General features: G+C 71.2%; 14 protein-coding genes and 2 pseudogenes. 12 read left to right on the plus strand and 4 right to left on the minus strand.

The genetic code is table 11. The annotated features are described in order from the left end of the window. Positions 1 to 245: 245 nt before the first annotated feature. Positions 246 to 1142, minus strand: coding sequence for an AraC family transcriptional regulator (locus ACFXI4_RS38445; RefSeq protein ID WP_385000425.1), 897 nt, complete (start codon positions 1140 to 1142; stop codon positions 246 to 248). Between the two features lie 145 nt (positions 1143 to 1287). Between ACFXI4_RS38445 and tkt the strand changes: the two genes are divergently transcribed. The 9 genes and pseudogenes from tkt to ACFXI4_RS38490 all read left to right on the plus strand — a co-directional run. Then, positions 1288 to 3366, plus strand: a complete 2079-nt coding sequence (gene tkt / locus ACFXI4_RS38450; protein ID WP_385000429.1) for a transketolase — start codon at positions 1288 to 1290, stop codon at positions 3364 to 3366. 32 nt (positions 3367 to 3398) lie between these two features. Beyond that, positions 3399 to 4541 carry a transaldolase gene (gene tal, locus ACFXI4_RS38455; protein WP_385000432.1) on the plus strand — a complete coding sequence of 381 codons (1143 nt, stop codon included), beginning with the start codon at positions 3399 to 3401 and terminating at the stop codon, positions 4539 to 4541. Then, complete coding sequence (gene zwf / locus ACFXI4_RS38460) at positions 4541 to 6109, plus strand: glucose-6-phosphate dehydrogenase (protein WP_385000435.1); 1569 nt, start codon at positions 4541 to 4543, stop codon at positions 6107 to 6109. Before tal ends, zwf begins: the two co-directional genes overlap by 1 nt. Beyond that, a complete protein-coding gene (gene opcA / locus ACFXI4_RS38465) occupies positions 6106 to 7041 on the plus strand; it encodes a glucose-6-phosphate dehydrogenase assembly protein OpcA (protein ID WP_385000438.1) in 936 nt (311 codons plus the stop codon). The genes zwf and opcA overlap by 4 nt, the downstream gene beginning before the upstream one ends. After that, a complete protein-coding gene (gene pgi, locus ACFXI4_RS38470; RefSeq protein ID WP_385000441.1) occupies positions 7034 to 8674 on the plus strand; it encodes a glucose-6-phosphate isomerase in 1641 nt (546 codons plus the stop codon). The genes opcA and pgi overlap by 8 nt, the downstream gene beginning before the upstream one ends. 6 nt (positions 8675 to 8680) lie before the next feature. Further along, positions 8681 to 9559: a phosphogluconate dehydrogenase (NAD(+)-dependent, decarboxylating) gene (gnd, locus tag ACFXI4_RS38475; RefSeq protein WP_362727202.1), complete on the plus strand. Its 879-nt coding sequence runs from the start codon at positions 8681 to 8683 to the stop codon at positions 9557 to 9559. A gap of 6 nt (positions 9560 to 9565) precedes the next feature. Next, a complete protein-coding gene (locus ACFXI4_RS38480; protein ID WP_362727200.1) occupies positions 9566 to 10159 on the plus strand; it encodes a histidine phosphatase family protein in 594 nt (197 codons plus the stop codon). 173 nt (positions 10160 to 10332) lie between these two features. Beyond that, positions 10333 to 10785, plus strand: a pseudogene (locus ACFXI4_RS38485) (carbohydrate ABC transporter permease); the annotation flags it as partial. Between the two features lie 39 nt (positions 10786 to 10824). Next, positions 10825 to 10950 (plus strand): annotated as a pseudogene (locus ACFXI4_RS38490) (hypothetical protein); the annotation flags it as partial. A 250-nt stretch (positions 10951 to 11200) separates the two neighbouring features. On the opposite strand, the gene ACFXI4_RS38495 reads toward ACFXI4_RS38490, so the two are convergent. Beyond that, positions 11201 to 13018, minus strand: coding sequence for a bifunctional sugar phosphate isomerase/epimerase/4-hydroxyphenylpyruvate dioxygenase family protein (locus ACFXI4_RS38495; protein WP_385000444.1), 1818 nt, complete (start codon positions 13016 to 13018; stop codon positions 11201 to 11203). Between the two features lie 6 nt (positions 13019 to 13024). Next, positions 13025 to 13903, minus strand: a complete 879-nt coding sequence (locus ACFXI4_RS38500) for a shikimate dehydrogenase (protein WP_385000447.1) — start codon at positions 13901 to 13903, stop codon at positions 13025 to 13027. 143 nt (positions 13904 to 14046) lie between these two features. Between ACFXI4_RS38500 and ACFXI4_RS38505 the strand changes: the two genes are divergently transcribed. Both ACFXI4_RS38505 and ACFXI4_RS38510 read left to right on the plus strand, forming a co-directional pair. Further along, positions 14047 to 14712, plus strand: coding sequence for a TetR family transcriptional regulator (locus tag ACFXI4_RS38505; RefSeq protein ID WP_385000449.1), 666 nt, complete (start codon positions 14047 to 14049; stop codon positions 14710 to 14712). Between the two features lie 210 nt (positions 14713 to 14922). Beyond that, the gene (locus tag ACFXI4_RS38510) at positions 14923 to 16284 is read left to right on the plus strand and encodes an MFS transporter (RefSeq protein WP_385000452.1); all 1362 of its coding nucleotides are present in this window, start codon (positions 14923 to 14925) and stop codon (positions 16282 to 16284) included. 82 nt (positions 16285 to 16366) lie between these two features. On the opposite strand, the gene ACFXI4_RS38515 is transcribed toward ACFXI4_RS38510, so the two are convergent. Then, positions 16367 to 16672 (minus strand): hypothetical protein, encoded by a 306-nt coding sequence (locus ACFXI4_RS38515; RefSeq protein WP_385000455.1) that lies wholly within the window; start codon positions 16670 to 16672, stop codon positions 16367 to 16369. A 264-nt stretch (positions 16673 to 16936) separates the two neighbouring features. Between ACFXI4_RS38515 and ACFXI4_RS38520 the strand changes: the two genes are divergently transcribed. Beyond that, on the plus strand, positions 16937 to 17938 hold the full coding sequence (locus ACFXI4_RS38520; protein ID WP_385000458.1) for an acyl-CoA desaturase: 1002 nt from the start codon (positions 16937 to 16939) through the stop codon (positions 17936 to 17938). Positions 17939 to 17978: the final 40 nt, after the last annotated feature.

Raw genomic sequence — 17978 nt, forward strand, 5'->3', positions numbered from 1 at the left:
CTGCTGTTGGCGCGGGCCGCTTATTTTGTTCTAACCACCCCGGTCCCCGTTCGGGCGCGCCCCGGGGCGCCGGGAACGCCCCGCGGGGCGTTCCCGGCTCCGCCGAAGGCCCTGCCCGTGGTCCGGCAGGGCCTCGTGCACGTCGGGCACCGCGCCGACCCGCCCCCTCCGGCCGTCGCGCGCGGACCTCGGAGGTCCGGGACCACGGGCGCGTGGGGCTCGTCGCCCGCGCGGTTCCGCCCCCTTCAGCGCAGTTCCGCCCGGAACGCCACCGGCGTCTGCCCCGTGTGCAGGTGGAAGAACTTGGAGAAGTTGGCCGCGTCCGGGAAGCCGATCGCCGCGCCCACCCGGCCGATCGGGAGGTCGGTGTGGGCCAGCAGGCGTTTGGCCTCCAGGACGACCCGCCTGTCGATGAAGCCCTTCGGAGTCTGTCCGGTCGCGGCGCGGACCGCGCGGACCAGGGTGCGGCGGGAGTAACCGAGGGCGTCGGCGTAGGCGCTGACACTGTGGTTGCCGGCGAAGTCCTTCTCCACGGCGTCCCGGAACAGGGTGAAGGTGGTGTCGGCCTGACGGCGGGCCGCCTCCGCCGAGCTGGCCGCGAGGTGCGCGAGCCGCAGCAGCAGCGCCGTGAGCGAGTGCCGCAGGACCGAGGTGTGCAGGCTCAGCGGGAGGGTCGCGTCGTCCTCGTACTCGCGTTGCAGGTTGGCGAGCGACGCCCGCACCGCGGTGAGCTGCGGTGCGTCGGGGCGGAGCAGGGGTGGCAGGTCGTAGCGGTAGAGGCCGGTCGCCTCGACGATGGCCCGCGGCAGGAAGCCGGGCTGCATGGTCAGGACGGTTCCGCGGTACTCACAGGTCCGTGAGAAGCGGTGGACCTGACCCGGCCGGATCCAGAGCAGGTCGCCGGCCCGGGCCTCGTACTCGGCGAAGTCGACCATGTGACGGACCGGGCCCTGGGTGAAGAGCATGACCACGTGGAAGTCGATGCGGTGGACGCGCTCCAGGGGGGCATCCGCGTGCCATACGTGTCCGGCCCCCATCGGTCCGACCTGTACGCCGACGCCGCCGACGCTCAGATCCACCGGGAAGGGGAAGGTCCTGATTCCGTCACCGTCGCCCGACCCTTCAGGCGTTCTGTCCGCCATGTCCTTCTCGTGCCGTCCCTGTCGAAGATCCGTGTCCCACTTTCACCACAGGCTGACACACTCCGACCTTCCTTCCCAAAAGTCAGACTTTTAGTTTTGAACGCGTCAGGCCAGCCAGAACGCTTCGAACGAGGATTTCTTGAAGATGAGCACGCACACATCAGACGGCTTCGAGTGGACCGACCTGGACCGGCGTGCCGTGGACACCGCGCGCCTTCTCGCCGCCGACGCCGTGCAGCAGGTCGGCAACGGGCACCCCGGCACCGCGATGAGTCTGGCCCCGGCCGCGTACACGATCTTTCAGAAGGTGATGCGGCACGATCCCGCCGATCCCGAATGGACCGGCCGTGACCGCTTCGTCCTCTCCCCCGGGCACACCTCGCTCACCCTCTACACCCAGCTGTTCCTCGCCGGATACGAGCTGGACCTGGACGATCTCAAGGCCTTCCGTACGCACGGCTCCAAGACGCCCGGTCACCCGGAGTACGGGCACACGGCCGGCGTCGAGACCACCACCGGCCCGCTCGGCCAGGGTGTCGCCAACGCGGTGGGCATGGCCATGGCCGCCCGCTACGAGCGCGGCCTGTTCGACCCGCAGGCCCCCGAGGGCGCCTCCCCCTTCGACCACATGATCTGGGCGATCGTCTCCGACGGCGACCTGGAGGAGGGTGTCTCCGCCGAGGCCTCCTCGATGGCCGGCCACCAGAAGCTCGGCAACCTGGTCTTCCTCTACGACGACAACCACATCTCCATCGAGGGCGACACGGCGACGGCGTTCTCCGAGGACGTCCTCGGCCGGTACGCGGCCTACGGCTGGCACACCCAGCGCATCGAGCCCACCGCCGAGGGCGACGTCGACGTGCACGCCCTGTACGCGGCCCTGAAGGCGGCGCAGGCCGAGACCGACCGCCCGTCCATCATCGCCATGCGCACGATCATCGCCTGGCCCGCCCCGAACGCGCGGAACACCGAGGCATCCCACGGCTCCGCGCTCGGCGCCGACGAGATCGCCGCCACCAAGCGCCTGCTCGGCTTCGACCCGGAGCAGACCTTCGAGGTGGCCGACGAGGTCCTGGCCCACACCCGCCAGGCGCTCGACCGGGGCGCCGAGGCCCACGCGGCCTGGGACAAGCGCATCGCCGAGTGGCGCACCGCGAACGAGCAGCAGGCGCGGCTCTTCGACCGGGTCGTGGCCGGCCAGCTCCCCGAGGGCTGGGAGGCCGAGCTCCCCGTCTTCGAGGAGGGCACGTCCGTCGCCACCCGGGCCGCCTCCGGCAAGGTGCTGCAGGCGCTCGGGCAGGTGCTGCCCGAGCTGTGGGGCGGCTCCGCCGACCTCGCGGGCTCGAACAACACCACCATCGACAAGACGTCCTCCTTCCTGCCGAAGGGCAACCCGCTGCCCGAGGCCGACCCGTACGGCCGTACGGTCCACTTCGGGATCCGCGAGTTCTCGATGGCCGCCGAGATGAACGGCATCGCGCTGCACGGCAACACCCGGATCTACGGCGGCACCTTCCTGGTGTTCTCCGACTACATGCGCAACGCCGTGCGGATGGCCGCGCTCATGCAGCTCCCGGTGACCTACGTCTGGACCCATGACTCCATCGGCCTCGGCGAGGACGGCCCCACCCACCAGCCGGTCGAGCACCTCGCCTCGCTGCGCGCGATTCCCGGCCTGAACGTCGTCCGCCCGGCGGACGCCAACGAGACCGCGACGGTCTGGGCCGAGATCCTGAAGAGGCACGCCACCCACCCGGCCCCGCACGGGCTCGCGCTGACCCGCCAGGGCGTGCCGACGTACGCGCCGGACCCCGACGCGGCCAGGGGCGGCTACGTACTGCGCGAGTCGTCGACCGAGACCCCGGAGGTGGTCCTGATCGCCACCGGTTCCGAGGTGCACCTCGCCGTCGAGGCGCGTGACCTCCTGGAGGCCGAGGGGATCGGCACCCGCGTGGTGTCGATGCCGTCCGTGGAGTGGTTCGAGGAGCAGCCGCGCGAGTACCGCGAGAGCGTCCTGCCGCCGGCCGTGAAGGCGCGGGTCGCCGTCGAGGCCGGGATCGGCCTGACCTGGTACCGCTACGTCGGCGACGCCGGCCGGATCGTCTCCCTGGAGCACTTCGGCGCCTCCGCCGACGCCAAGACCCTGTTCGCCGAGTTCGGCTTCACCGCCGAGCACGTGGCCGCGGCGGCCCGCGAGTCCCGCACGGCCGCCCGTACCGCCTGATCCACCAGCCAGAAACAGTTCAGTAGAGGAAGATGATCACTGTGACCGAAGCAACCGCCACCGCGGGAGCACTGAAGCGCCTGTCCGACGAGGGCGTCTCGATCTGGCTGGACGACCTGTCGCGCAAGCGGATCAGCACCGGCAACCTCGCCGCGCTCGTCGCCGACCGCGACGTGGTGGGCGTGACCACGAACCCGTCGATCTTCCAGGCCGCCATCGGCTCCGGCGAGGGGTACGAGGACCAGCTCGCCGACCTGGCCGTGCGCGGTGTCACGGTCGACGAGGCCGTGCGCATGATGACGACGCAGGACGTGCGGGCCGCCGCCGACGTGCTGCGCCCGGTGTACGACGCCACCGACGGCCGGGACGGCCGGGTCTCCATCGAGGTCGACCCGCGTCTGGCGCACGACACGGTGGCCACCGTCGCCGAGGCCCGTCAGCTGGCCTGGCTGGTCGACCGCCCGAACGTGATGATCAAGATCCCGGCGACGAGGGCCGGCCTCCCCGCGATCACCGCGGTCGTCGCCCAGGGCATCAGCGTCAACGTCACGCTGATCTTCTCCCTGGAGCGCTACCGCGAGGTCATGGCCGCCTACCTGACCGGTCTGGAGCAGGCCGCCGCCAAGGGCCTGGACGTCTCCGCCATCCACTCGGTGGCCTCCTTCTTCGTCTCCCGCGTCGACGCCGAGATCGACAAGCGGCTGACCCTCCTCGGCACGGACGAGGCGCTCGCGCTCAAGGGCCGGGCCGCGCTCGCGAACGCGCGGCTGGCCTACGAGGCCTACGAGCAGGTCTTCGCCGGGGACCGCTGGAGCGCCCTGGAGTCGGCGGGCGCCAACCGGCAGCGGCCCCTGTGGGCCTCGACCGGCGTGAAGGACCCGTCGTACAAGGACACCCTCTACGTCGACGAGCTGGTCGCGCCCGGCACGGTCAACACCATGCCGGAGGCGACGCTGAACGCCACCGCCGACCACGGCAACGTGCGCGGTGACACCGTCACCGGCGGCTACGAGCAGGCCCGCGCCGACCTGGCGGCCGTGGAGCGGCTCGGCATCTCCTACGACGAGGTCGTGGGCAAGCTGGAGGACGAGGGCGTCGCCAAGTTCGAGGTGGCCTGGCAGGAGCTGCTGGACGCCGTCACGAAGTCCTTGAACAACAAGGGAGTTGACGCGTAATGAGCAAGAAGGACAAGGAGGTGCGGGTGCCTGTGGTGCCCGCCGCCGACTGGGACAACCCGTTGCGGGACGCGCGCGACCGGCGGCTGCCGATGGTCGCCGGGCCGTCCGGCCTGGTCATCTTCGGTGTGACCGGTGACCTGTCCCGCAAGAAGCTGATGCCGGCCGTCTACGACCTGGCCAACCGGGGTCTGCTGCCGCCGGGCTTCTCGCTCGTCGGCTTCGCCCGCCGGGACTGGGAGGACCAGGACTTCGCACAGGTCGTCCACGACGCGGTGCGCGAGCACGCCCGGACCCCGTTCCGCGAGGAGGTCTGGCAGCAGCTCGCCGAGGGCATGCGCTTCATCCCCGGTGACTTCGACGACGACACCGCGTTCAAGCAGCTGAAGGCCGCCGTCGACGAGCTGGACGGCTCCCGGGGCACCGGCGGCAACTTCGCCTTCTACCTCTCGGTGCCGCCCAAGTTCTTCCCGAAGGTCGTACAGCAGCTGAAGAAGGTGGGCCTCGCCACCCCGCCGGCCGGGGCCTGGCGGCGGGCGGTCATCGAGAAGCCCTTCGGCCACGACCTGGCCTCCGCACAGGACCTCAACCGGGTCGTGCACGACGTGTTCGACCCGGACCAGGTGTTCCGGATCGACCACTACCTCGGCAAGGAGACCGTCCAGAACATCCTGGCGCTGCGCTTCGCCAACCAGATGTACGAGCCGATCTGGAACCGCAGTTACGTCGACCACGTGCAGATCACCATGGCCGAGGACATCGGCATCGGCGGCCGCGCGGGCTACTACGACGGCATCGGCTCGGCCCGTGACGTCATCCAGAACCACCTGCTCCAGCTGATGGCGCTGACCGCGATGGAGGAGCCGATCGCGTTCGACGCGGACGCGCTGCTCACCGAGAAGCTGAAGGTCCTGAAGTCGGTGCGGCTGCCGGAGGACCTGGGCAGGCACACCGTGCGCGGCCAGTACGCCGAGGGCTGGCAGGGCGGCGAGAAGGTCATCGGCTACCTCGAAGAGGACGGCATCGACCCCAAGTCGAAGACCGACACCTACGCCGCCGTCAAGGTCGAGATCGACAACCGCCGCTGGGCGGGCGTCCCCTTCTACCTGCGCACCGGCAAGCGGCTCGGCCGCCGGGTCACCGAGATCGCCGTCGTCTTCCAGCGCGCCCCGCACTCCCCCTTCGACTCGACGGCCACCGAGGAGCTGGGCGAGAACGCGATCGTCATCCGCGTCCAGCCGGACGAGGGCATGACGGTCCGGTTCGGCTCCAAGGTGCCGGGCACGTCCATGGAGATCCGGGACGTGTCGATGGACTTCGCGTACGGCGAGTCGTTCACGGAGTCCAGTCCCGAGGCGTACGAGCGGCTCATCCTGGATGTGCTGCTCGGTGACGCCAATCTGTTCCCCCGTCACCAGGAAGTGGAAGAGTCCTGGAAGATCCTCGACCCGATCGAGACGTACTGGGCGAAGCACGGCAAGCCCGCGCAGTACGAGTCCGGCAGCTGGGGACCGAAGGAAGCCGACGAGATGCTCGCACGAGACGGACGGAGCTGGCGCAGGCCATGAAGATCGACCTGACCGACACCACGGCAAGCAAGATCAACAAGGCGCTGGTGCAGGGCCGCCGCGCCATCGGAACCCCCGCGGTGGGCATGGTCCTGACGATGGTGATCGTCACGGACGAGGAGAACGCCTACGACTCGATCAAGGCCGCCGAGGAGGCCTCGCACGAGCACCCCTCGCGCACCCTGGTCGTCATCAAGCGGCATGCGCGCACCCTGCGCGACCGCACCGCCTCCCGCCTGGACGCGGAGGTCCGGGTCGGCTCAGAGGCCGGCACCGGCGAGACGGTCGTGCTGCGGACGTACGGCGAAGTCTCCGACCACGCCGACTCGGTGGTGCTGCCGCTGCTGCTGCCGGACGCCCCGGTCGTCGTGTGGTGGCCGGTGGAGGCCCCGGACACCCCGTCCAAGGACCCGCTCGGCGCCCTCGCCCAGCGCCGGATCACCGACCTGTACGCCGTCGAGCGGCCGATGGAGGTCCTGGAGGCCCGCGGCCGCACCTACGCGCCCGGCGACACCGACCTCGCCTGGACCCGGCTCACCCTGTGGCGGTCCATGCTGGCCGCCGCCCTGGACCAGGCCCGGGTCGCCGTGACCTCGGCAGCCGTCGAGGCCGAGGCGGACAACCCCAGCGCCGAACTCCTCGCGCGCTGGCTGGAGGCCCGCCTGGGCGTCAAGGTGGACCGCGTGGTCTCCCCCGGCCCGGTCGTCACGGCCGTCCGGCTCGGCACCGCGGGCGGCGACATCGTCATCGACCGCCCCGAGGGCCCGCTGGCCACCCTGACCCTGCCGGGCCAGCCGCCGCGCACCCTCGCGCTGAAGGTCCGCGCCACCTCCGAACTGATCGCCGAGGAACTGCGCCGCCTCGACGCCGACGAGATGTACGCCATCGCCCTGCGCGGCGACGGCACCAAGGAGTCCGTTTCCGATGTCTGACACCCCCCGGCTCACCGAACGGCCCGAGTGGACCGCCCTGGAGGACCACCGCGCCCAGGGCCGGCCGGAACTGCGTGAGCTGTTCGCGACGGACCCGGCCCGCGCCGAGCGGTACGTGGTACGGGTCGGCGACCTGTACATCGACTACAGCAAGCACCTGATCACGGACGAGACCCTCGCCCTGCTCCAGGAACTGGCCGCCGCCACCGGCGTGTCCGGCCTGCGGGACGCGATGTTCCGCGGCGAGAAGATCAACATCACCGAGCGGCGGGCGGTCCTGCACACCGCCCTGCGCGCCCCGCGCGACGCGGTGGTCGAGGTCGACGGCGAGAACGTGGTGCCCGCCGTGCACGCGGTCCTGGACAAGATGGCCGGCTTCGCCGAACGGGTCCGGTCGGGCGAGTGGACCGGCCACACCGGCAAGCGCATCAGGAACGTCGTCAACATCGGCATCGGCGGATCCGACCTGGGCCCGGCGATGGCCTACGAGGCCCTGCGGGCTTTCTCCGCGCGGGAACTGACGTTCCGTTTCGTCTCCAACGTGGACGGCGCCGACCTGCACGAGGCGACCCGCGACCTGGACCCGGCGGAGACGCTCTTCATCGTCGCGTCGAAGACGTTCACCACCATCGAGACGATCACCAACGCGACCTCGGCCCGCCAGTGGCTGCTCGACGGTCTCGACGGCGAGGAGAAGGCGGTGGCCAGGCACTTCGTGGCCCTGTCCACGAACGCCGAGAAGGTCACGGGCTTCGGTATCGACCCGGACAACATGTTCGAGTTCTGGGACTGGGTCGGCGGCCGCTACTCCTACGACTCCGCCATCGGCCTCTCCCTGATGATCGCCATCGGCCCGGACCGCTTCCGCGAGATGCTGGACGGCTTCCACCTGGTCGACGAGCACTTCCGCACCGCGCCCGCCGAGTCCAACGCGCCCCTGCTGCTCGGCCTGCTGGGCATCTGGTACGGCGACTTCTTCGACGCCCAGTCGCACGCGGTGCTGCCGTACTCGCACTACCTCTCCAAGTTCACCGCCTATCTGCAGCAGCTGGACATGGAGTCAAACGGCAAGTCGGTGGACCGGCAGGGCCGTCCGGTGGACTGGCAGACGGGCCCCGTGGTGTGGGGCACGCCCGGCACCAACGGGCAGCACGCCTACTACCAGTTGATCCACCAGGGCACCAAGCTGATCCCGGCGGACTTCATCGGCTTCGCCGAGCCGGTCGCCGAACTCAGCGGCGAGCTCAGGGCACAGCACGACCTGCTGATGGCGAACTTCTTCGCCCAGACGCAGGCGCTGGCGTTCGGCAAGACCGCCGAGGAGGTCCGCGCCGAGGGCGTCGCCGAGGAGCAGGTCGCCCACCGCACCTTCCAGGGCAACCACCCGACCACGACGATCCTGGCCCGTGAGCTGACCCCGTCCGTGCTCGGCCAGCTGATCGCGCTGTACGAGCACAAGGTGTTCGTCCAGGGTGCCGTCTGGAACATCGACTCCTTCGACCAGTGGGGAGTGGAGCTCGGCAAGGTGCTCGCCAAGCGCATCGAGCCCGCCCTGACCGAGGGCGCCGACGTGCCCGGCCTCGATCCGTCCACCACCGCCCTCGTCTCGACGTACCGCACGCTTAGGAAGTGAACTGACATGCAGCTCGGTCTCATCGGTCTCGGCAAGATGGGCGGCAACATGCGCGAGCGGATCCGCCGCGCGGGCCACACCGTCATCGGCTACGACCGCAACCCGGACGTCTCCGACGTCAAGAGCCTTGAGGAACTGGTCGAGAAGCTCGACGCCCCGCGCACGGTCTGGGTGATGGTCCCCGCCGGCACCGCCACCCAGTCCGTCATGGACGAGCTCAAGGACCTGCTGTCCGAGGGCGACACGGTGGTCGACGGCGGCAACTCCCGCTGGACGGACGACGAGAAGCACGCCGCCGAACTCGGCATCAAGGGCATCGGCTTCGTCGACGCCGGTGTCTCCGGCGGCGTGTGGGGCCTGCAGAACGGCTACGCCCTGATGGTCGGCGGCACCAAGGAGCACGTCGAGCGGCTGCACCCGATCTTCGAGGCGCTCAAGCCGGAGGGCCCGTACGGCTACGTGCACGCGGGCAAGGTCGGTGCCGGGCACTTCTCCAAGATGGTTCACAACGGCATCGAGTACGCCATGATGCAGGCGTACGCCGAGGGCTGGGAGCTGCTGGAGAAGGTCAAGTCCGTGGACAACGTCCGCGAGGTCTTCCGCTCCTGGCAGGAGGGCACCGTCATCCGCTCCTGGCTGCTCGACCTCGCGGTCAACGCCCTGGACGACGACGAGCACCTGGAGAAGCTGAAGGGCTTCGCGCAGGACTCCGGCGAGGGCCGCTGGACCGTCGAGGCGGCCATCGACAACGCGGTGCCGCTCCCGGCGATCACCGCCTCCCTGTTCGCGCGGTTCGCGTCCCGCCAGGACGACTCCCCGCAGATGAAGATGATCGCGGCCCTGCGCAACCAGTTCGGCGGCCACGCGGTCGAGTCGAAGGAGTAGTGCGGCGTGGGGGACCTTCTTCTGGTCCGCCACGGTGAGACGGAGTGGAGCGTGTCGGGACAGCACACCAGCTGGACCGACCTGCCCCTCACCGGGCACGGCGAGGAACAGGCCAAGTCCCTGGCCCCGCTGCTCACCGGCCGGACCTACGCACTGGTACTGGCCAGCCCGCTGGACCGCGCGATACGCACGGCCGAGCTGGCCGGCCTCAGCGGGGTCGTGCCCGACCCCGACCTGCACGAATGGGACTACGGCGGCTACGAGGGCATCACCACGGCGGAGATCCACCGCTCCCGCCCCGACTGGTACCTGTGGACCGACGGCGTGCCGCCCGGTCCGCAGGGCCACCCCGGTGAGTCGCCGGAGCGGATCGGCGCCCGGGCCGACCGGGTGCTCGCCAAGGTGGAACGGGCACTCGCCGACGGCGGCGGCGATGTGGTCCTGGTCGCCCACGCGCACTTCCTGCGCGTGCTGACAGCGCGCCGGCTGGGCCTGCCCCCCGCCGAGGGGCGGCTGTTCCAGCTGGCGACCGGGACGGTCAGCCGGTTGTCCACGGAACACGGGTGGCCCGTGATCGCCGAGTGGAACAAGAAGCCGTAGACGACCGTGTGACGGCCCGCCAGTGTCAACTGGCGGGCCGCTGGCATTCGTCGGGTGCCTCTGATGACTTGGCCGGGTTTCCAGGTCCCTTTCCTAACCCTTGTCGAAAGCCGCAGTGGCTGTCCCGGCCGGAGACGGCGCGGTACGTGTTCAAGCCGGCCCGCCGCGCGGCCACCTTCGTGCTGGTCTCCTCGCTCGGCTGGGTGGACACCTACCGGGGACTGATCATCCCGGGCCTGTTCAGTGGTTTCACCTGCTTCCTGTTCCGGCAGTACTTCCTGGGGTTCCCCAGGGAACTGGAGGAGGCTGCACGCGTGGACGGGCTCGGCTACTGGGGCGCGTACTGGCGTGTCGTCGTCCCCGACTCGCTGAACTTCTTCGCGGCCATCGCCACGATCACGTTCATCAGCGGCTGGAACGCCTTCCTGTGGCCGCTGGTCATCGGCCAGGACCCAGACTCCTGGACGGTCCAGGTCGCGCTCTCCTCCTACATGACCCACCAGACGGTCAACTTCCACCTGATCTTCATGGCCACCGCCATCTCCATCCTGCCGCTGGTGTTCGTCTTCCTCTTCCTCCGGCGCTGGCTGGCGCAGGGGATCGCGCAGACCGGCATCAAGGGCTGACCCTCTTCGATCTCTTCGAAAGACCAGGAGACCGGAGCCGCCCTGTGGGTCAACCTGGACCACGGCCGGCACGGCATCGGTTCACAGTCCTGCGGCCCGGGTGTCAGGCCGCCGTACCGGCTGCACCCCCGGCCGGCCGAGTTCTCCTTCGTGTTCACGGACATCGGCCGACCCGCCGGCGCGCTCACCCTCCGTGTCCCGGCCCGCAGCGGTAGACCGTGTACACCGAGACACCGACCGGCGAGCAGGGGCCGACGACCCTGCGCGGCATCGGAGGCGGCCTCCAGGACGGGCGGAAGTCGACGAAGGTCACATCCACAGCGGTCAGAACATTCCGGATCCTCGTGAGTGCCCGTCGCGGTGCCGGTGCGCGGCCCGCGCCGGGGCCGTGTCTCACCGGCCTCTCACCGGGAGCTCACCCGGCGGTCCGGCGGGCCTGGCGCCCGGCGTGCTGGGCCGCGAGGCGCACCGGCGCGTTGTGGGCGCCGTATCCGCGATAGCCGGGATCGCGCTCGACCAGTTCGAAGAACACCCGTCCGACGGTGCGGGTGTAGCAGTGCCTGAAGGCACCGCCGGCGTCCCGGTCGTAGAGGATGTCCAGGCCGCGGTACGTCTCCAGCTCGCCGTCGGCGAACTCGTGACGGGCGGCCAGGTCGTCGTAGTAGTTGGCGGGGATGGGCAGCGTACTGCCGCCGGCGGCGCGGAAGGCACGGGCGGCGGCGACCACGTCGTCGACGGCCAGGGCGATGTGCTGGGCGTGCAGGGTGTCGTCGGCAGGGGCCGCGCCGACCCCGAGGGCGATCCGGACGCCGCCGTCGGCGTCGGTGACCGCTCGGGAGCGCAGCAGGCCGTAGGGATCGGCGACGTCGACGCTCTCCTGGGCGTGCAGGCCGAGGACGCCTCGGTGGAAGAGGGCCGCCTCGTCGTACTGGTGCCAGGGCTGGGTGAGTGCGAGGTGGTCGACGCGTGCCGGGCCGATGCGTGCCGGGTCGGGCGCCTGGGTGGCCGTCACGGGGACGAAGTCGTCACGCCAGTCGGCGAGTTCGGGGCCGCGGCCGGTGGCGCAGAAGAACAGCTCGGTGCCGTCGGGTGCGGCGACCGCGTCGAGCGGGGTGTCCTCGGGGGCGCGGCGGCGGGGCAGCACGGGGGCCAGCAGGGCGTCGGCGCGGCGGGCGGCGGCCTGGGGGTCGGGGGACTCCAGGCCGATCGCGGCGAGCCCGGTGCCGTCGCGGCGGGCGGCGGGGCCGGTGTTGACCAGGATCCGGGCCTCGCCCCGCTCCCACAGGTCGACCGGCTTGCCGCGGTGCCGGGCGGTCCGGCTGAGGCCGAGGGCGCCGAGCAGTGCGGCGACGGGTTCGGCGTCGGGGGTGACGAGTTCGGCGAAGGCGACTCCCGTCGGCACCACCGGCTCGGGCAACTCGACCACGCCGACCGCCTCCTGGAGCATCAGCAGGGAACGGCGCGCGTCGACGGCGGTCGGGCCGGCCTCGGCCTGCCGGAAGACGTCGTTGAAGACTTCGAGGGAAAGCGGCCCGTCGTACCCGGCCCGCAGGACATGCCGGACCAGCCCGGCGACGTCGAGGCCGCCCTGCCCCGGGAAGCAGCGGTGGTGACGGCTCCACTGGAGCACGTCCATGGCGAGCAGCGGGGCGTCGGCCAGCTGGAGGAAGAAGATCTTCTCACCGGGGATGGCCTCGACACCCCGGGGGTCGGAGCCGCGGGAGAGGATGTGGAAACTGTCCAGGCAGGTCCCGAGGGCGGGGTGGCCGGCCGCCTCGACTATGCGCCAGGCGTGGTCGTACGTGCTGACGTGCCGTCCCCAGGCGAGTGCTTCGTAGGCGACACGGATGCCGAAGTCCTGTGCCAGTGAGGCGAGTCGGTGCAGCTGCCGGGCGGCGAGGCTGTCGTCGTCGATCCCGAGCGGGGAGACGGACGAACAGACCAGGACGGTGTCGGCTCCCAACTCCCCCATCACCCCGAACTTGTGCCGGGCGCGGCGCAGATTGCGCGCGAACTCGTCGTCGGGGACGGCTTCCATGTCCCGCATGGGCTGGTACAGGTCGACGGTGAGTCCGAGGTCGGCGCACCGGGCTCGTATCTCGCGGGGCGGGAGCGGGCTGGCGAGCAGGTCGTTCTCGAAGATCTCGACCCCGTCGAACCCGGCGCGCGAGGCGGCCGTGAGCTTCTCGGTGAGTGACCCGCTGAGCGAGACGGTGGCGATGGAGGTCCGCACAGCCCTTCACCTCACGTCCGCTGCGGCACCGGACAACTCCGCGATGTCGGCGAGCATCCGGCCGCTGTCGGCCTCCGCCCCCGTGAACAGCCGGAACGCGTCGGCGGCCTGGAACGCCGCCATCCCGCCCCCGTCCAGCACGGCACACCCCGACGCCCGGGCGACCCGCACCAGCTCCGTCTCCAGCGGCCGGTACACCACCTCGGCGACCCACAACCCGGGACGCAGCAGCTCCGGGGCCACCGGCAGCCCCGGATGCGCGGCCATTCCCGTCGGCGTCGCATGCACCAGACCGTCGGCTTCGGCCAGCAGTGCCGCCAACCGGTCCGGTGTCGCGGTGACGGCCCGCCCCGCCCCGAAGTGCCGGTTCAGCGAGCCCGCGAGGTCCGCGGCGCGGTCGGCCAGCGGATCCACCACGGTGACCCGCTCCGCCCCCAGCGTCAGCGTCGCGTGCAACACCGCCGCCCCCGCGCCCCCGGCGCCGAGCTGCACCACCCGCTCCAGCGAGGCGTCCCGCAGTCCGCGCGCGAACGACGCGGCGAACCCGGTGACGTCCGTGTTGTGCCCGACGGCCCTGCCGCCGGCCTCGAAGACCACCGTGTTGACCGCGCCGAGCGCCTCGGCCTGCGGGGCGAGCGCGTCCAGGTACTCGATGACCAGCTGCTTGCAGGGGTGCGTGATGTTGAGCCCGTCGAAGCCGAGGTCACGCGCGGCCCGGACCAGATCCCCCACGGCTCGTGGCGGAACGCCGAGCACGTCGATGTCGATCAGCCGGTACAGGTAACGCAGCCCCTGCCGGCCGGCCTCGCGCTCGTGCAGGGCAGGGCTGAGCGACGGCCCGACACCGGAGCCGATCAGTCCGACGAGAAACGAGTCCTTGGCCACGGGGACCTCCTGATCCGAGTTCTAATGTACGAACTAGTACGTTAGCTATATCAGGCGGACCAGCCCCCGGGAAGTCCCGGGCCGCCGCACCGGCCCGGCCTTCTAGAATCTCCGCACCGGAGCCGTACTCCCGAAGGAAGCCGATGACCAGCGTCGAAGAACCGGCACAGACCAACGGGCGGATCCGTGACGCCGCCCGCACCCGGGCCGAGATCCTCGACGTGGCCACACAGGAGTTCGCCCGGGCCGGCTACGACGGTGCCCGCGTCGACGAGATCGCGGCCCGCACCCGCACCACGAAGCGGATGATCTACTACTACTTCGGCGGCAAGGAACAGCTGTTCACGGCGGTCCTGGAGCGAGCGTACGGCGTGATCCGGGAGGCCGAGCAGCAGCTGGACGTCGAGCATCTGGACCCGGTCGCGGCGATCCGCCGGCTCGCGGAGCTCACCTTCGACCACCATGAGGAGCACCCGGACTTCATCCGCCTGGTCAGCATCGAGAACATCCACGGCGCGGAGCACATCGCGGCCTCCGAGGAGCTCGGCAGGATCGGTTCGCCGGCCCTCGAGGTGATCCGCCGGATCCTCGGCGAGGGGCAGGAGTCCGGACTGTTCACGGCCGACGTCGACGCGGTCGACCTGCACGCGATGATCAGCTCGTTCTGTTTCTTCCGGGTCGCGAACCGGGCCACCTTCGGCGCCCTCTTCGGCCGGGACCTGGTGGACCCGGCGCAGCGCGGGCACTACCGCACCATGCTCGGCGACATGGTGATCGCCTACCTCACCGCGGAGCGCGCGGCGGGGTGACCGCCGCGGGGGCCGGGGGGCCGGCCGGTCCCGCGCGACCTCTTGACAGCGGGGAAACGCGAGCGCAACATCCCTACCCATCGCGACTAACTACCCAGTGGGTTAATTAGCAGCCGCCCGCCGGGCCCGCCGACCCGTCATCCCTGGGAACCGGCCCTCTCCCCCGCCGCTCACTCCGCCCGCGCCGGAGTTCTCCGAAGGAGCACCGCCGTGTCCGTCCCCGCCCCGCCCTCCGCCCCCGCCGTACCGCCGGGCGGCCAGCCGAAGAAGGCGGCTCTGGCCGCCTGGATCGGCAGCGCCCTGGAGTACTACGACTTCTTCGTCTACGGCAGCGCGGCCGCGCTGATCTTCCCGAAGGTCTTCTTCGACGAGTCGGACCCGGCCACCGCCACCCTGCTCTCCCTGGCCACCTTCGGTGTCGCATACGCGGCCCGTCCGGTCGGGGCGCTGTTCCTCGGCCACTTCGGGGACCGGATCGGCCGCAAGAAGATCATGCTCTTCACCCTGCTGCTGATGGGCCTGTCGACGTTCCTGATCGGCTGTCTGCCCAGCCGCGCCGAGGTGGGCGGCCTGGCCCCGGTGCTGCTGGTGCTGTGCCGGGTGCTGCAGGGCGTCTCGGCCGCCGGTGAGCAGGCCAGCGCCAGTTCCATGAGCCTGGAGCACGCGCCGCCGGACCGGCGTGGCTTCTTCACCAGTTTCACGCTGAGCGGCACCCAGGGCGGTCAGCTGATCGCCACCCTCGTCTTCATCCCGGTCTCCCAGCTGCCCGAGGACCAGTTGCTGTCCTGGGGCTGGCGGGTGCCGTTCTGGCTCAGTGCCGTGGTGGCCGCGGTCGGCTGGTTCATCCGCCGCACGGTCCAGGAGACACCCGCCTTCACGCGGCAGGCGGCGGCCGAGGGGGTCGTACGGCTGCCGCTGGTGGCCCTGCTGCGGCACCACTGGGCGGACGTACTGCGGGTGATCGGGGGCGCGTTGATCGCCTCGGTGAGCACGGTCTTCACGGTGTGGGCGCTGGCGTACGCGACGAGCGACTCGGTCGGGATGTCGAAGACCTCGATGCTGTGGGTGGGCGCGCTGGCGAACCTGGTGGCACTGGGGGCGATCCCGGCGTGGGCGACGCTGTCGGACCGGATCGGCCGGCGGCCGGTGTACCTGATCGGCGCGGTGGGCAGCGCGGTGGCGATGTACGGCTACCTGTGGGCGATCTCCACCGGCTCCTACCCGCTCGTCCTGGTCCTCGGCATCACGGCGTTCGGCGTCGTCTACAGCGCGGCGAACGGGGTCTGGCCGTCCTTCTACGGCGAGATGTTCTCGACCCGGGTACGGCTGTCCGGCATGGCGGTCGGCACCCAGATCGGGTTCGCGGTGGCCGGGTTCGCGGTGACCTTCGCGGCGCGGATCGCGGGTCCGGGCGGGGACGACTGGCCGGCGGTGGCGCTGTTCACGGCCGCGCTGTGCGTGCCGCCGGTGATCGCCGCCCTCTCGGCGCGCGAGACGCACCGGCAGGCCACGGAGGACCTCGGCTCACGCAACCCCCGCGAGGCGTCCCGCCCGGAGACGGTGGCGGTCTGAGATCCCCGGCCGCGCGAGCGGCAGGCGTCCGTCCGCCCGGACTCCGGCCCACCGGGACCGGAGTCCGGGCGGACCGCGGCCGTCACCCCGCCGCGGCCTCCCGGATCAGCGGCTCGAACTCCCGTCGCACGTAGGCGTCGAACGGTTCCGACAGCGCCCCGTCGATCACCCGCCGCACCCGGTGTCCGGCCGCGAACTCCTTGATCTCGGCGCGGGATCCGGGGCCCACGCCCCCACCGATGATCAGCACCTCGAACTCACCGGTCCGCAGCAGTTCCCGGGCCTCGTCGTCGGTGCTCACCCCCTCCGCGTCGAAACCGTCCGCGCGCAGCGTGGCCAGCACGGCCGCCACCCTGGCGGGCGTCCTCCCGAGCACCAGTGTCCTCATGGCCCGTCCCTCCCGTACGTCGGCGTCAGCGCAGTCGACTGTAGAACCTCGAGCGGACTTGAGATCAAGGGTCGCGGGGCGGTCGCGCGACGGCGATTTGGTCCCGCGCCGTTCACACCCCGGACATGAGCGATGACCTGCGGGGATGCCGTCCGCTGCGATCGTGTGCATAGGCGGCCGAGCATGCTCCACAGCGCACACGCGCGCCGTCTCCAGGTCGGTCCGGCACCGTGTCCGACAACCCTGAGCAACGGCGGGGAACCGATGAACCCGAGCACAGCTGACCTTCCCGAACAGACCGTCGCCGAAGGCGACGCCGAGACCGCGGCCGGGGTCAGGCCGCTCCTGGACGCCCCGCAGACGGCCGCGGCCGGCGTCGCGATGTGGATCTTCGTCGTCGGCCCGCTCGCCGGCCTGGTCGCCGCGGTGCCGCTGGTGTGGGGCCGGGGCCTGTCCGCGCTGGACGCCGGCATGGCCGTGGTCGCCTACCTGGTGTCCGGCTTCGGACTCACGGTCGGCTACCACCGCCTCTTCACGCACCGTTCGTTCAAGGCGAAGCGGGGCCTGCGCATCGCCCTGGCCGTCGCGGGCTCGCTCGGGGTCGAGGGCTCGCCGGTGCAGTGGGTGGCCAACCACCGCCGCCACCACGCCTTCTCCGACCGCGAGGGCGACCCGCACTCCCCCTGGCGCTTCGGCACCGACACGCGCGCGCTGCTCAAGGGGCTGCTGCACGCCCACATCGGCTGGATGCTCAGGCGTGAGCTGAGCAACCGGACCAGGTTCGCGCCGGACATCGCCGCCGATCGCGACCTGCGGATCGTCGGCCGGCTCTTCGGGCCCCTGACCGTCGTCTCGCTGCTGGCCCCCGCGCTGGTCGGCGGGCTCGTGACCGGGACCTGGACCGGTGCGGTGACCGGGTTCTTCTGGGCCGGCGTGATGCGGATGGCGCTGCTGCACCACGTCACCTGGTCGGTGAACTCGGTGTGCCACGTCGCGGGCAGGCGCCCGTTCGCCAGCCGGGACAAGGCCACCAACTTCTGGCCGCTCGCGCTGCTGTCCTTCGGCGAGAGCTGGCACAACTCGCATCACGCCGACCCCACGGGCGCCCGCCACGGTGTGCTGCCGGGGCAGATCGACCCCTCGGCCCGCCTGATCCGGATCTTCGAGAAACTGGGCTGGGCCCACGACGTCCGCTGGCCGAGCGCGGACCGGCTCGGCGCGCGCCTGCTGCCCGAACCGGCCGCCCAGCGGCGGTCCGCGGCCTGACGCCCGTCGGCGAGGACCCCGTCCACGGCGAGACCGCCGC

Source organism: Streptomyces sp. NPDC059224 (assembly GCF_042754285.1).
Classification (GTDB): Bacteria; Actinomycetota; Actinomycetes; order Streptomycetales; family Streptomycetaceae; genus Streptomyces.

Coding starts and splice junctions, on each gene's coding strand:
- pgi (WP_385000441.1), top strand. CDS start 7,034: ATGTCTGACACCCCCCGGCTCACCGAACGGCCCGAGTGGACCGCCCTG.
- ACFXI4_RS38520 (WP_385000458.1), top strand. CDS start 16,937: ATGAACCCGAGCACAGCTGACCTTCCCGAACAGACCGTCGCCGAAGGC.
- zwf (WP_385000435.1), top strand. CDS start 4,541: ATGAGCAAGAAGGACAAGGAGGTGCGGGTGCCTGTGGTGCCCGCCGCC.
- opcA (WP_385000438.1), top strand. CDS start 6,106: ATGAAGATCGACCTGACCGACACCACGGCAAGCAAGATCAACAAGGCG.
- gnd (WP_362727202.1), top strand. CDS start 8,681: ATGCAGCTCGGTCTCATCGGTCTCGGCAAGATGGGCGGCAACATGCGC.
- tal (WP_385000432.1), top strand. CDS start 3,399: ATGATCACTGTGACCGAAGCAACCGCCACCGCGGGAGCACTGAAGCGC.
- tkt (WP_385000429.1), top strand. CDS start 1,288: ATGAGCACGCACACATCAGACGGCTTCGAGTGGACCGACCTGGACCGG.
- ACFXI4_RS38445 (WP_385000425.1), bottom strand. CDS start 1,142: ATGGCGGACAGAACGCCTGAAGGGTCGGGCGACGGTGACGGAATCAGG.
- ACFXI4_RS38515 (WP_385000455.1), bottom strand. CDS start 16,672: ATGAGGACACTGGTGCTCGGGAGGACGCCCGCCAGGGTGGCGGCCGTG.
- ACFXI4_RS38505 (WP_385000449.1), top strand. CDS start 14,047: ATGACCAGCGTCGAAGAACCGGCACAGACCAACGGGCGGATCCGTGAC.